Genomic DNA, 12,779 nt, shown 5'->3' with positions numbered 1-12,779 from the left:
CCCGTCCCCGCGCGCCGGGCCACTTCCACACGTTCCGGTAGGGGGGGGCGGGGCGCAGCTCGGCCCCCCCCCCGCCGCGCTTCCCCCACCGGCGACGCCGGTCACCTCCGCCCGTAGGATGCGAGTGCCCGCACACTCGGCCGGGCATTACCCCTCGCCCCCGCATCCGGAGACGCCACAATGAACCGCCGCGAACTGCTCCGCGCCACCGCCGGTGCCGCCGCCCTTCTGGCCGTTCCCGCCGCCGCCCGCTCGCAGGAGAAGCCCAAGGGCTTCACCCTCCCCAAGCTCCCGTACCCCCCCGAGGCGCTCGAGCCGAGCATCGACGCCGAGACGATGACCATCCACCACGACAAGCACCACCAGGCGTACGTCGACAACCTGAACAAGGCGCTGGCCGACCAGCCCGAGTGGCTCGCCAAGCCGATCGAGGAGGTGGTGGCGAACTACAAGAAGCTCCCCGAGGCGGTCCAGCCCGCGGTGCGGAACAACGGCGGCGGGCACCTGAACCACTCGTGGTTCTGGCAGATGATGGCCAAGCCCGGAACCGGGGGCGAGCCGAAGGGCGAGCTGCTCAAGGCCATCGAGGCGAGCTTCGGCACCCTCGACGGGTTCAAGAAGGAGTTCACCAACGCCGCGCTGACGCAGTTCGGCAGCGGGTGGGCGTGGCTCGTCGTCGGCAAGGAGAAGCCGCTGGCCGTGGCGAAGACCGCGAACCAGGACAACCCGATCACCGACGGCGGCAGGCCGGTCCTCGGCATCGACGTGTGGGAGCACGCCTACTACCTGAAGTACCGCAACCTGCGGGCGAAGTACGTCGAGGCGTGGTTCGCGGTCGTGAACTGGAACTTCGTATCCGAGCTGTACGCCAAGAAGTGACGCCCATCGGGCCACGGGGCTCGCCACGATCGTGTCCGGCGCGACAACCGCGAGCGGCACCGCACGGGTGACTCGACGCCCGTGGTGCCCGAGCCGGTCCCCTCCGCTGCCGCGACCGGCCCGGCAACCGCGACCTCCACTGCCACGGGGCGGGCAAATCGGCGGCGAACGTAGTTCCTCACACCCGGACCCGGCAGCGGCCCCGCGCGCGACCGGGTCAAGCGTCCGGTGGCGGCACGCCGCCGGCTGCACAAGCGGTTGATTGAATTCGTTCGCGCCCCGGCCGATTGTGCCCTATGCTTGGATTGAACCAAATGACAGGCATCCCTTCCCGCCGCCGCTCGGGACCGGTGGACGTCGGGGGTGCGGACCCGGCGGCGGGCCAGAACCGCTCTCGGCCGCCTCGGCGTCAGCGCCACGGCGAACGTGCTCGTCCGTTCGTGCGGTTCGTCTGTTCGCGGGCCCTGCCAGCGGAACCGGCCTTCCTTGAGTTGCTTCCCGCCCGGCGCCGGGCGCTGCGAGCGAGCCCGGGACCAACTTGCCCGAAATCATCGGACGTCGCGGCCGGAGCCGCTTCGGGCGGAGCGGCCGCGACGTCCCCGATTCGGTCGGCGTGACGACCCGGACCTCCGAGCCGTATTCTCGATGGGCTCTGCCCGGCAGAGTGGACCAACATATGCGCGGCTTCGCACAGAGCATCGTCGAGACGGTCCGCCACCCGCTCCTGGTCCTCGACCAGGAGCTGCGCGTGCGCGGGGCGAACGCCGCCTTCTACCGCACCTTCGGCGTCGCACCGGCGGAGACCGAGGGCCGCCTGATGTACGAACTCGGTGGCGGCCAGTGGGACATCCCGTGGCTGCGGCGGGTGCTCGACGCGGTCACCCGGGACGGCAGCTCGTTCCAGGACTTTGAGGTCGAGCACGACTTTCCGCACGTTGGCGTGAAGGTCATGGTGCTCGACGCCCACCACGTCGCCGACGACGTCACCGGCACCCCGATGGTCCTGCTGGCCATCGAGGACGTGACCGAGCGGGTCCGGGCACGGGAGGAATTGCACCGGCTCAACCGGGGCCTCGAGGACCGGGTGGCCCAGCGGACGGCCCAGCTCGAAGCGGCGACCAAGGAGATGGAGGCGTTCTCCTACAGCGTCTCGCACGACCTGCGGGCGCCCCTGCGGGCCCTCGACGGGTTCAGCGACGAGCTGCTGCGGAGCTACCCCGGCAAGGTACTCGACGACCGCGGCCAGCACTACCTGCGGCGGCTGCGGTCGGGGACTCAGCGGATGGGCCAGCTCATCGACGACATGCTCCTGCTCTCCCGGCTCAACCGCGGCGAGTTGAGGCGGGAGGGCGTCGATCTGACCGCCGTGGCCGGCGAGGTGGCGGCCGAACTGAGGGCCCGCGAGCCGGCGCGGCAGGTGACGTTCGACATCGAGCCGGGCCTGTCCGCCGCGGGGGACGCCGGGCTGTTGCGGGTGGCCCTCGAGAACCTGCTCGGGAACGCCTGGAAGTTCACCTCGAAGGCGCCCGCCGCCACCGTCGCGGTCGGCCGGACCGCGACCGCGAACGGGCCGGCGTTCTTCGTCCGGGACGACGGGGCCGGGTTCGACATGGCCCACGCCGACAAGCTGTTCGGGGCGTTCCAGCGCCTGCACTCGGAGCGGGAGTTCCCGGGCAACGGGGTCGGCCTCGCCATCGTCCAGCGGGCCGTCAACCGCCACGGCGGGCGGGTCTGGGCCGAAGGCCGGCCCGGCGCGGGGGCGACGTTCTACTTCACGATACCGGAGGGGGAGTCGCCGTGAGCGAGAAGATCATCCTGCTGGTGGAGGACAACCAGGACGACGAGGAACTGGCCGTACTCGCCTTCGAGCGGAGCCGCATCGCCAACCGGATGGTCGTCGTCCGGGACGGCCAGGAGGCGCTCGACTACTTCTTCGGCACCGCGGCGAACGGCGGGCGGGACGCGGGGGTCCCGCCGCAGTTGGTCCTGCTGGACCTGAAGCTGCCCAAGGTGAGCGGCCTGGAGGTGCTGCGGCGGCTGCGGGCCGACCCGCGGACCCGCCGCCTGCCGGTCGTCGTCCTCACCTCATCGAAGGAGGAGCAGGACCTGCTCGAGAGCTACGACTGCGGGGCCAACAGCTACGTCCGCAAGCCGGTCGAGTTCGCCCGGTTCGCCGAGGCCATCCAGCAGCTCCAGATGTACTGGCTGGTCCTCAACGAACAGCCGTCGGCCGGGAAGTGACCACGATGCCTGTTCCCGTGCGGATCCTGATCGTCGAGAACTCGGCGGACGACGCCGAGTTGGCCCAGCTCGAACTCGCGCGCGGCGGGATCGCCGCGGATGCGCGGCGGGTCGAGTCGGCCGCCGCGAACTGGTGGCCGAGATCCAGAAGGCGGGCGACCGGGCCCCGTCCGGGAGACCGACGGCGCCGCGGAGCGCCCTGCCGAAAGGTACCGAGACGGTGCTGCTGGTCGAGGACGAGGACGCGGTGCGGGCGCTCGGCCGGCACGTCCTGCGGCTGTGCGGGTACGCCGTCCTGGAGGCCGCGCCGGGACTCGGGGGCCGACTGTGGCAGGGGCGGCGGTTGTCCGGCGCGACCCGATCCGCCGGGTCGTCTCTCAGACCAAAACCCAGGGACCAGAGGCCAGAACCCCAAAGGACCGAAGAGGCAGAAGACGGACTGGCCTTGTGGTCCTCTTCTGATCTCGGTCATTTTGGGGTTCTGGCCTCTGGCAGATCATCAGGCCTCGTGGTGTCCCCACGTCACTTCTTCGCGTCGGCAGCGTCGGGGTACTGCAGCTTGCGATCGGGGTCGAGGAACCGGGCGTGCAGCGCGGTCCCGGCCCCGCCCGACTTCACTGCGATCGTGACGGTGTGCTTGCCGGGCGTCAGCGCCACGTCGTACCCGTCCTGGTCCGGCCGCAGTTGCTTGCCGGTCCCCTTCCCGGCCCCGACCGCCTTGCCGTCGACCCGCACCTCGTAATCGGTGGTCGAACCGACGAGCAGCTTCGTCTTCAGGTCGGCCGTTGCCGAGACCTCGGCCTCGACGATGGCCGGTGCGCCCTTCGTGTCGGGCAGCACGAGCCGGCCCGGCACGCCGACCGAGAGCTTCTCGCCATTCACCGTGACGTCGGTGAGGAACGGACTCGCCATGACGTACCGCACCATGTCGCGGAAGTTCTGCGGGGTCATGTTGTACCCGAGACCTTCCGGCATGAGCGACTTCTCGGACACCCGCACCGCTTCGGCCAGGTCGTCCTTCTTGATCGTCTTGAACGCGGCCCCTTCGAGCTTCAGCGTGATCGTCTTCTCGTCCTCCTCGGCGAGCAGCCCCTGGAACACGGTGTCGTCGAGGAGCCGGGCGGTGCGGACGAAGTACGGCGCGCCGATGACGCGGTTCGGGTCGATCACGTTCACCAGGATGTACTCGATGTCGCGGGCGGCCCCTTCGAGCGGCGGCCCGACCTCGACCCCGCGGCCCTCGAACTTGTGGCACTTCCCGCAGATGCTGTCGAACACCACCTTGCCCCGCGCGAACGACGCCGGGGCCTCGTAGAGCGACTCGCGGGTCTTGTCGATGAGCTTGTTCAACTCGTCGGGCGTCGGGCGGGCGCGGCCCCACGCCTTGGCGATGAGCCCTTCGAGGTCCTTGTCCTTGAACGTCTGGATGCGGAGGATGACGTTGTCGGTCACCTCGCCGCGGTCGATCTTCTTGGACACCATCGCTTCGAGCAGTTCCTTCGCGGAGTGCTTGTGGCTCGCGAGCGTGTTTATGAGGTCGGGCCGCACGGCCTTCGGGATCGTGGCCCAGTTCGCGACCAGCACCCCCGGGATCTCCTTCTGGTCGAACGCCGCGAGCGCACGGGCTGCCTCGTTCCCGAGCCCCGCACGTTCGTCGGACAGGAGCCCGATCAGCAGCTTCACGGCCTCGGCCGGCTTGAGCGTCGCGAGCTGCCGCACGGCCTCGGCGCGCGCCTCGGTCGGGAGCGTGGCGTTCGCGGCCGCGTCGAGGGCGCGCTTGACGGCGGCCGGGTCGCGGAAGCTCACCGAGAGCTTGTTCGCGAGTGCGACGACCTTCGGGTTGTTCTCCTTGTCGATCTCGGCCTTCAGAGCGGCCCAGCCCTCGGGCGCGTTGATCGTGCGGCCCTGCATCGCGAGCGCGAGCCCGTCGAGCGCCTTCTCGCGACTCGCGGCGTCCTTCAACTTCGCGACAAACCCGACGCACTGCTTGATGCTCTCGGGCGTGTCGAGCGCGACGAGCCGCCGCATCACCTTCGGCACGATCTGGTCGCGAACGAAGATGTTGGTCGGTGCTTGCTCCGCGAGCCACGTGAGTTCGGTATCGACCGAGCCTCGACCGCCCGCGAGCGGTTCATCGGCGCTATCGTTCTTGGTGTCCGCTCCCTTGCGGTCGCGGCCCGCCTTCGTCAGCGACTTCTCGTAGGCGAGCCACACGAGTTGCGGGATGACCGGGTCTTTTGCATCGTCCTTGTGCGCGAGAAGCGCGCGAAGCAGCGGCGTCACGTCGTGCTTGTCGGCGAGGCGAACGGCAGCGGAGGCAAGTTCGCGACGAACGGTTGCCCGTGCTTCTGACTTCGCGAGATCAGTCAGACTGTGCACGGTTCGCTCAGTTCGCTGCGCCGCGCTCGAGCCGTCACGGACTTGCGCCGCCCGTACGGCCTCAGATTGGTTAAATTCGCTAAGCGGGATCTCGTCTTTCACACCCAACGACAAGGCGGTGAGTGCGCGGCTGGCCTGGACGTCGCCTCTCTTGACCAACTCCATAAGGTCGGCCGTCACCTTCTTGTCGGCGAGTTCATGGAGAAGTCGCAGAGCAGTCCGAGCAATGAACGGGTTCTTTGATAGCGCGGCGGTGCCGGCCAACTCCAAACGGCTGAGTGCGCTCATATCTTTCAGTCTTGCCGTCTCAGTCCCCTTGAGCTGGATGCGGTAGACGCGGCCGCGGGAGTAGTCCCAGTCGTCGGGGTTGGTCTGGTGGCACGGGTTCTGGTCGTGCCAGTCGATGACGTAGATGTCGCCGGCAGGCCCCCACCGCAGGTTGATCGGGCGGAAGTTCTTGTCGCCGCTCTGGAGGAAGTCGTCGGCCCGGCTCGCGGTGTAGGTGCTGCCGTTGGGCTTGAGCACGTTCTGCTTCAGGCTGCACCCGTGGATGCTCCCGAAGATCACGCTGTTGCGGTACTTCTCGGGCATGTGCGGCGCGTCGAGCGAGATCAGCCCGGCGTGCGCCCAGCCGCTCTCCTTGTGGAACGTGTGGTCGCAGATCTCGTTGATGTACCCGTAGACGTGCGAGTTGTAGCTCGTGCCGGCCTGCCGCTTGTACACGCCGCCCGGCACGACGTGAAACAGGTGCGGGATCACGCAGCACGCGACGATGAACTGCCCGTCGGTGTTCCGCCAGTCCATGCCCCACGGGTTGCTCGTCCCCTCGGCGAAGATCTCGAACTTCTTCTGCGTCGGGTGGTACCGCCACACGGCGGCGTTCATGCGGGTCTCCGGGCCGTCGAGTGGCTTCACGTTCGACTGCGTGAACACGCCGTGGAGCCCGTAGAGCCAGCCGTCCGGCCCCCACTGGAACGTGTTCAGCGTCTCGTGCGTGTCCTGGCTGCCGAAGCCCTTCAACAGCACCTCGAACTTGCCGGCCTTGTCACCCTTGTTCTCGATGAACCACAGGTACGGTGCGGCCCCGACGAACACGCCGCCGTGCCCGACCTCGATGCCGGTGCAGAGGTCGAACGCGCCCAGACCCGCGTTCGCCCGCTCCTCGGGGACCGGGAAGTCCTTGCCCTCGGCGAACACGGTGCGCTTGTCGCACACGCCGTCGCCGTCGGTGTCCTCGAGGATCACGATGCGGTCCCGCGGGGCCTTGCCCTTGGGCGTGCGCTTCGGGTACTCGAAGCACTCGACGACCCACAGCCGGCCCTTCTCGTCGATGGTGAACGCGACCGGGTTGACGACCTGCGGCTCGGCGGCGAACAGCTTCACCTCGAACTCGTCGGGCACCTTCATCTTGGCCAGCGACTCGGCGGGCGTGAGGTACGGCTGGCCCGACGGCTTGCGGCTGTCGAACCCGAACTCCTTCTGTGCGAGGGCCGGGGCCGCGAGCAGCAGCGTGCCGGCGAGTGCGAGGGGGAGACGCATGAGTGGTCCTGGGAGCGGGGAGACCTGGTGTGTCCTGGGAGATGTTACGGCCGCGGGCGGGGAGATGCAAACCGTTACGCGCTGTTGGTCGCCGGGTCCGGGTGCGTCCGTACAATTGCCCACGCGGGAGCCGACCCACGCGGCCGCGGAGCGCTTGCGAGTACATGCCGATCGTCCTGTCCCTCACCGGCCACCTCCCGCTCGGCGACCGCCGCCTGTCGCGCTCCGAGGCGCGGGACTGGCTGGCGCGGGCCGCGGTGTGGTTCGAGGGCGTCGGCGACGCGGTCCTCGACGCCCGGCTGATGCGCGACGCGGACGAGCGGCCGGTGCTGCTCGTGGACCTGCACCCGGTCGCGGCGCCGGTCGAGGTGCGGCTCGGCGGGTCCGGGAAGCTCCAGGTCGCGGCCGCCACCACCCCCGCCGGGCCGGGCTACCACCAGCACCTCTGCGACCTGCTCCACCAGCTCGCCGCGGACTTCGACTTCGACTGGGACCTCGCGCACTGCACCGACCCGACGCACTACTTCGACAGCGGCAGCCCGACCGGCGTGGAGCAGCAGTTCCTCCGGTGGCTCGCCGGGGCGTGCGCCAGGCGGCCCGGGTCGGTGGGGCTCCCCGCGGGGCACGGGTTCACGTTCCCCGGCGAGGTGCTGACGCCCCTCGGGCCGCGGACGCGGGCGTGGGCCGCCGCGGTCGTCGAGGAGCCGCACCGCGGCGGCGACTTCTTCGCGTGGTGGGCCCCCGACCTCGACGCCGCGTTCTACCGGAACCGCGCCACCGCCCGGTTGTGGTGCGAGTTCCCGTGGCGCGCCCCGCTGACCGACGCCGAGGGCGAGGTCGCCGACCAGATCGCCAACGACCTCGCGACCGCGTTCAAGCTCGACCCGGGCGGCGACCTGCCGTGGACCGAGTGGCTCGAACTCCTCGACGCGATCCAGGCCGACGCCCGCGGCGAGCAGTTCTGCGTGACCCCGACCGACACCGTGCTGAGCGTGGAACTCTGGAAGCGGACCGGGCCGGTGCCGCGGGCCGACGGGCCGCGGGTCGGCTACCGCCGGTCCCCGGTGCGGGCGGCGCTCGACGGCGGGTGGAGCGTGCAGGTGCCCGGCGGGTTCGCCCGCGAGTGGGACGCCGACCGCAACTGGACCGCGTGGGACCGCACCCGCACCGTGTGGTTCCGCCGCGTCGGGTTCACCAAGCCCGACGGCTCGTCGCCGACCGCCCTCGAAGCGCTGGAGGTCGGCCGCAAGAGCCTGCCCGAGGGCGACCCGGTGCCGCCGCTGGAGGTCGGCGAGGTCCGCGGGGCGGGCGTGTTCGGCCCGGTCGAGGAGGACGGCCGCACGGTCTGGAGGCTCAGTGGCGTCGCCGGCGTGGGCGGGCAACTCGCGGTGTGCAACGTGTACGCCGAATCCGCCGCCGACCGCGACTGGGCCGTGCAGACGTGGCTCACCCTTCGCCACAGCCAGGGGACGTGAGGTACTTGGCGAGCCGGGAGCGTCAGCGACCGGAGTCTTGCGTTTCACGTTCCTCCGGTCGCTGACGCTCCCGGCTCGCCAATCACACCCACTTCGCCGCCCAGCCGCCGAACAGGATCGCGGCCTTGCGCCACTTCGGAACGCGCACGCGGCCCGACAGCACGTCGAACCCGCGGCGCTCGATCTCGGTCAGCAGCCCGCGGTACGTCCCGCACATCACGCGAAAAATCGCGCGGCCCTCGGTCGTGAGCAGGGCGGCGAGCGGCTCGGCCCGGTGGTAGTACTCCCACGCGCGAGCGGCCTGGAACCGCATCATCTCGCGGAACGCCTCGCTCCTCGCGTCCCACGTTCCGGGCGAGCACCCGAAGCGCGCCAACTCTTCGAGCGGCAGGTACACGCGGCCGTTGGCGGCGTCCTCGCCGAGGTCGCGGAGGATGTTGGTGAGCTGGAACGCGATCCCCGCGGCCTCGGCCGGCACGAGGGTTTGCTCGAAGGTAACGCCGGGCCGCACGCCCCACACCCGAACGCACGCGAGCCCGACCGCGGACGCCACGCGGTAGCAGTACGGGTACAGGTCGGCGAACGCCGCGTACCGCACCGGCTCCAGGTCGGCTTCGACGCCGTCGATCACGTCGTTCAGGTACCGCACCGGGACGCCGTACCGGTGGACCGTGTCGGCGAGTGCGGGGAGCACCGGGTGCGTGAACCGGCCCTCCAGCGCGTCGGCGAGGCCGACGCGCCACGCCGCGAGGTGGTCGCGCTTCGAGGCGACGGGGCCGGGCTCGTCGGCGAGGTCGTCGGTGATTCGCATGAAGGCGTACAGCGCGTCCATCGCCCGGCGCTTGGCCGGGGGCAGGAGGCGGAACGCGAGCGGGAACGAGCTATTGGCACGGGCGGTGACGGCGCGGCACACCGCGAACGACCGTTCGCGGTCGGGCGCGGCGAGCGGGGGGCGCACGCCCCCCGGGTGAACTGGGGTCGCGACGGGGTCGGTCACTGGCCGAGGTTCACGCGGACCCGCTGGCCGACGCGGAGCGGGGGCTTGCCGGCCGGGGCCGGGTCGCTGACCTCGACGACCGCCTCCAGCACGCGGGTGTCGCTCGGGATGAGCCCCTCGCTCCGCTTCGGGAGGAACGTGCCGCCGACCCGCTTCACGACGCCCTTGTAAGTGAGCTTCGGGTCGGCGTTGTCGTAAATGGTGACCTCGCGGCCGATGAGTTCGGTCGACACGCGGTGGGCGAAGTCGGCCTCGACCTCGGCCCGCACGACCCGCGCGCCGGCCGGGATGAGCCACAGGGCCGGGTCGCGGGTGCTGATGCCGATGGTCGCGCCGGGGCTGATCTTCACCTGCTCGACGGTCCCGGGGGTCCGCGCCTTCACGGTACACAGGTCGATGGCCGCCTGGGCCTTGTCCACCTCGGCCTCGGCCTGCATCACCCCGGCCTCGGCCTGCTTGACGTGGACCTGCGGGTCCGCGGCCTTGAGGGCCGCCAGTTCGGCCCCCTTGATGGCGTGCTCGTTCTTGGCGACGAGCCAGTCGACGTTCGCCTTGTACAGGTCGGCGTTGCTGCCGAGCCGGGCCGGCCACTCGCCCTCGGGGATCTTCTCGGCCTTGTAGTTCTTCTCCAGGTTCCCCTTGATGAGGTTGTACAGGTCGCCCTGCGACTTCATCTTGTCGCCGGCCGCCTCGACCACTTGCTTGAGAATGTCCACCTTCTTCCCGTGCTGCCGGGCGCCCTCCTGGGCCTCGGCGACCTTGGTCCGCTGCACGGCGACGGCGGCGTTGGCCCGCTCCAGGTCGCGCTTCAGGATCGTCGTGTCGAAGGCGTACAGTTTGTCGCCGGCCTTCACGTCCTGGCCGTCCTTGACGAACACCTCGGAGACGACGCCCGATTGTAGGACGGTCGGGAGCCCGTAGGTGACCGGGGGCGGGTCGCTGTCCACGGTCCCGAGCGTGATCGGGCCGCCGGCCCTCGTGCCGGCGGGGGCGGGGTTGGCCGACTTCGGGTCGCCGGCCGGTTGCGTGCCGTTGTTGGCGAGCGCGCCGGCCCCGACGAGCGTGCCCACGAGCAGGACCACGCCCAGGACGAACGCCACCGGCTGTAAGCGTCGAAGCCATTTCATGGCGGGCTCCTTCGTTGGGCGAGGGGCGGCCGCGGGGCCGCCCGGTGCGTCACTTCTTGTGGTCGAGCGGGCGGCGTTCCAGGTAGCCGTCTTCCAGGTGGTAGTACACGTCCACGAACGGCAGGAGCCGGCTGTCGTGCGACACGACCAGGATCGACGCCCGGCGCTCGTGGGCCGCGTCCCGCAGCAACTCGATCACCTTCTGTCCGTTCTCCCAGTCGAGGGCGCTGGTCGGCTCGTCGGCGAACACGAAGTTCGGGTTCTTCACCAGGGCGCGGGCGATCGCCACCCGCTGCTTCTCGCCGCCGGACAGTTGCGCCGGCTTCTTGTGCTTGTTCTTCTCCAGGCCGAGCTTGTCGAGCATCTCGTCGGCCCGGTGCCGGGCGTCGCCGCTGCCGAGGTTCGCGCCCCACTTCAACACGATCTCGAGCTGCTGCCGGGCCGTGAGCGCGGGGAACAGGTTGTACCCCTGGAACACGAACCCGGTGTGCCGGCGGCGGTACTCCTCGCGCTCCTTGGGGGTGAGCTGCCACACCTCCCGGAGCCGCCCCTCGTCCTCGGCGAGCACCTGCCCGCTGTCCGGTTCCAGCAGCCCCGAGAGCACCGCGAGCAGCGTCGACTTCCCGGACCCGCTCGGCCCCATGAGGAGCACCAGTTCGCCCGGGAACAGGTCGATCGTGACCTCGTGCAGCGTCGTCCGCAGGGTCGCGCCGTCCCCGTAGGTCTTGACGAGGTTGACCCCTCGGAGTGACGGCGCGGTCTTCGTGGCGGTCGCGGGCATCTCGGGGAACTCGACCTTTGGTGGCACGGGCCTCTGGCCCGTGAGGGGGCGGCGCGGGCCAGAGGCCCGTGCCGCCGATCCAACTACCGCAACAGGTTCATCGGCTCGATCTGCTTGACCGACCGCAGCGCGAGCGTGCCGGCGATCAGCGCCATGCCGACGGTGATGGTCGCGGTGCCCGCGAGGATCTCCCACCGCATGTCGACGTCGGTGTTGAACTGCATGGCGAGTGCCCGGAGCACGAGGCACACCGGGTACGCGAGGGCGATGCCGATGATCCCGACCCAGAACGACTGCGTGATGACCATGAGCGAGATCCGCCACCGCGGGATGCCCAGCGCGAGCAGGATGGCGAACTCCTTCGCGTTCGCGGCGGTCGCGGAGTACAGCGTCTGGGCCGTGATGACGGCCCCGACGATGAGCCCGAGGAGCGCCGCGTACCCGATCGCCAGCCCGGCCTTGGTGCGGGTGAGCCAGTACATCCGCGACTGGTACGAGAAGTCCTCGGCGGTGTACGCGATCATGTCGCCGGGGTACTGCGCCCGCAGCTCGTCCGCGACCTGCTTCGCCCGGGCCGGGGAGTCGCACCGGGCCAGCAGGTAGGTGACGTGGTCCGGCGGGAGCATCGGCCCCATGAGCTGCCGGGCCGTGTGGAGCGAGCAGAACACCCACGGGGCGGCGAGGCTCTTGAGCCCCTTCACGGTGCCGACCAGGTGGACCCGCTTGCCGTTGATCTTCGGCTCGCCGTCCGGGCTGTTGAGCGCCAGCCGCTTCACGTCCGACTCGTCCACGACGATCGCGTACGGCATGGTGAGCGCCTCGCGCTGCTCCTTGGTGAGGAGCGTGGCGGCCCCGGCGGTGCCGTCGTCGAGGAGGCTACCGAGGAGGAAGCACAGCTCGGTGCCGCCGGTCGGCTTGGAGAAGTTCGCGAAGTTCGAGATGTACTGCTCGGGCATCCGCACGCCGTCGAGCCCGGCGAGCCGCGTCATGTACGAGTTCGGGATCGGCTTCCCGAGGTCCACGCTCGACACGGCGGTCGAGCCGACCCACAGGTCGGCGGTCGTGTTGTCGATCGGGATCGACGTGATCTTGAACAGCCCCAGGAGCAGCCCGCACTGCAGCGCGATGAGGACCGCCGAGAACGTGACCGCGAGCACGCCCGAGGCGTAGCGGGTGCGTTCGTGCCAGAGGGTTTGGAGGGCGTAACTCATCGCGGTGGACAGTGGGGAGTGGTCAGTGGACGGTTAACAACCCGGATCGTTCTCGGCTCCGACGAAGTTCCCAAGGCTCCCGAGGCAGTGTGCTCGTTCGGCTGCCCGGTCGGAATCGTTCGCCTCACGCGGGCCGCCACGGAGGGCGGC

The 12,779-nt window shown here is 70.2% G+C and carries 9 protein-coding genes; 4 read left to right on the top strand and 5 right to left on the bottom strand.

Features of this window, described 5'->3' with window-relative positions; genetic code table 11:
* Positions 1-180 precede the first annotated feature (180 nt).
* The 3 genes from ACTIGN_RS02555 (at position 181) to ACTIGN_RS02545 (ending at position 3,120) form a co-directional block, all read left to right on the top strand.
* Positions 181-879, top strand: a complete 699-nt coding sequence (locus tag ACTIGN_RS02555; protein WP_439621018.1) for a superoxide dismutase — start codon at positions 181-183, stop codon at positions 877-879.
* 676 nt (positions 880-1,555) lie between these two features.
* A complete protein-coding gene (locus ACTIGN_RS02550; RefSeq protein ID WP_439621016.1) occupies positions 1,556-2,680 on the top strand; it encodes a sensor histidine kinase in 1,125 nt (374 codons plus the stop codon).
* Positions 2,677-3,120, top strand: a complete 444-nt coding sequence (locus ACTIGN_RS02545; protein WP_439621014.1) for a response regulator — start codon at positions 2,677-2,679, stop codon at positions 3,118-3,120. Before ACTIGN_RS02550 ends, ACTIGN_RS02545 begins: the two co-directional genes overlap by 4 nt.
* A 522-nt stretch (positions 3,121-3,642) precedes the next feature.
* Here the strand turns inward: ACTIGN_RS02545 and ACTIGN_RS02540 are convergent.
* Positions 3,643-7,038: a PVC-type heme-binding CxxCH protein gene (locus tag ACTIGN_RS02540; protein ID WP_439621012.1), complete on the bottom strand. Its 3,396-nt coding sequence runs from the start codon at positions 7,036-7,038 to the stop codon at positions 3,643-3,645.
* Positions 7,039-7,202: 164 nt separating this feature from the next.
* Between ACTIGN_RS02540 and ACTIGN_RS02535 the strand changes: the two genes are divergently transcribed.
* Complete coding sequence (locus ACTIGN_RS02535; RefSeq protein WP_439621011.1) at positions 7,203-8,513, top strand: hypothetical protein; 1,311 nt, start codon at positions 7,203-7,205, stop codon at positions 8,511-8,513.
* 82 nt (positions 8,514-8,595) lie between these two features.
* On the opposite strand, the gene ACTIGN_RS02530 is transcribed toward ACTIGN_RS02535, so the two are convergent.
* From ACTIGN_RS02530 to ACTIGN_RS02515, 4 genes are all read right to left on the bottom strand, one after another.
* On the bottom strand, positions 8,596-9,510 hold the full coding sequence (locus ACTIGN_RS02530) for a phytoene/squalene synthase family protein (protein ID WP_439621009.1): 915 nt from the start codon (positions 9,508-9,510) through the stop codon (positions 8,596-8,598).
* Positions 9,507-10,637 (bottom strand): HlyD family secretion protein, encoded by a 1,131-nt coding sequence (locus ACTIGN_RS02525; protein WP_439621007.1) that lies wholly within the window; start codon positions 10,635-10,637, stop codon positions 9,507-9,509. The genes ACTIGN_RS02530 and ACTIGN_RS02525 overlap by 4 nt, the downstream gene beginning before the upstream one ends.
* A gap of 49 nt (positions 10,638-10,686) precedes the next feature.
* Positions 10,687-11,418, bottom strand: a complete 732-nt coding sequence (locus ACTIGN_RS02520; protein WP_439621005.1) for an ABC transporter ATP-binding protein — start codon at positions 11,416-11,418, stop codon at positions 10,687-10,689.
* Positions 11,419-11,501: 83 nt separating this feature from the next.
* Entirely contained in the window at positions 11,502-12,629 is a 1,128-nt protein-coding gene (locus tag ACTIGN_RS02515) for an ABC transporter permease (protein WP_439621003.1), read from the bottom strand.
* Between the last annotated feature and the right edge of the window lie 150 nt (positions 12,630-12,779).

This window comes from Gemmata sp., assembly GCF_051859125.1.
Classification (GTDB): Bacteria; Planctomycetota; Planctomycetia; order Gemmatales; family Gemmataceae; genus Gemmata.
Note: the sequence above shows the minus strand (reverse complement) of the source record. Positions and strands in the feature narration are given on the sequence as shown.

Coding starts and splice junctions, on each gene's coding strand:
- ACTIGN_RS02555 (WP_439621018.1), top strand. CDS start 181: ATGAACCGCCGCGAACTGCTCCGCGCCACCGCCGGTGCCGCCGCCCTT.
- ACTIGN_RS02550 (WP_439621016.1), top strand. CDS start 1,556: ATGCGCGGCTTCGCACAGAGCATCGTCGAGACGGTCCGCCACCCGCTC.
- ACTIGN_RS02540 (WP_439621012.1), bottom strand. CDS start 7,038: ATGCGTCTCCCCCTCGCACTCGCCGGCACGCTGCTGCTCGCGGCCCCG.
- ACTIGN_RS02535 (WP_439621011.1), top strand. CDS start 7,203: ATGCCGATCGTCCTGTCCCTCACCGGCCACCTCCCGCTCGGCGACCGC.
- ACTIGN_RS02525 (WP_439621007.1), bottom strand. CDS start 10,637: ATGAAATGGCTTCGACGCTTACAGCCGGTGGCGTTCGTCCTGGGCGTG.
- ACTIGN_RS02520 (WP_439621005.1), bottom strand. CDS start 11,418: ATGCCCGCGACCGCCACGAAGACCGCGCCGTCACTCCGAGGGGTCAAC.
- ACTIGN_RS02515 (WP_439621003.1), bottom strand. CDS start 12,629: ATGAGTTACGCCCTCCAAACCCTCTGGCACGAACGCACCCGCTACGCC.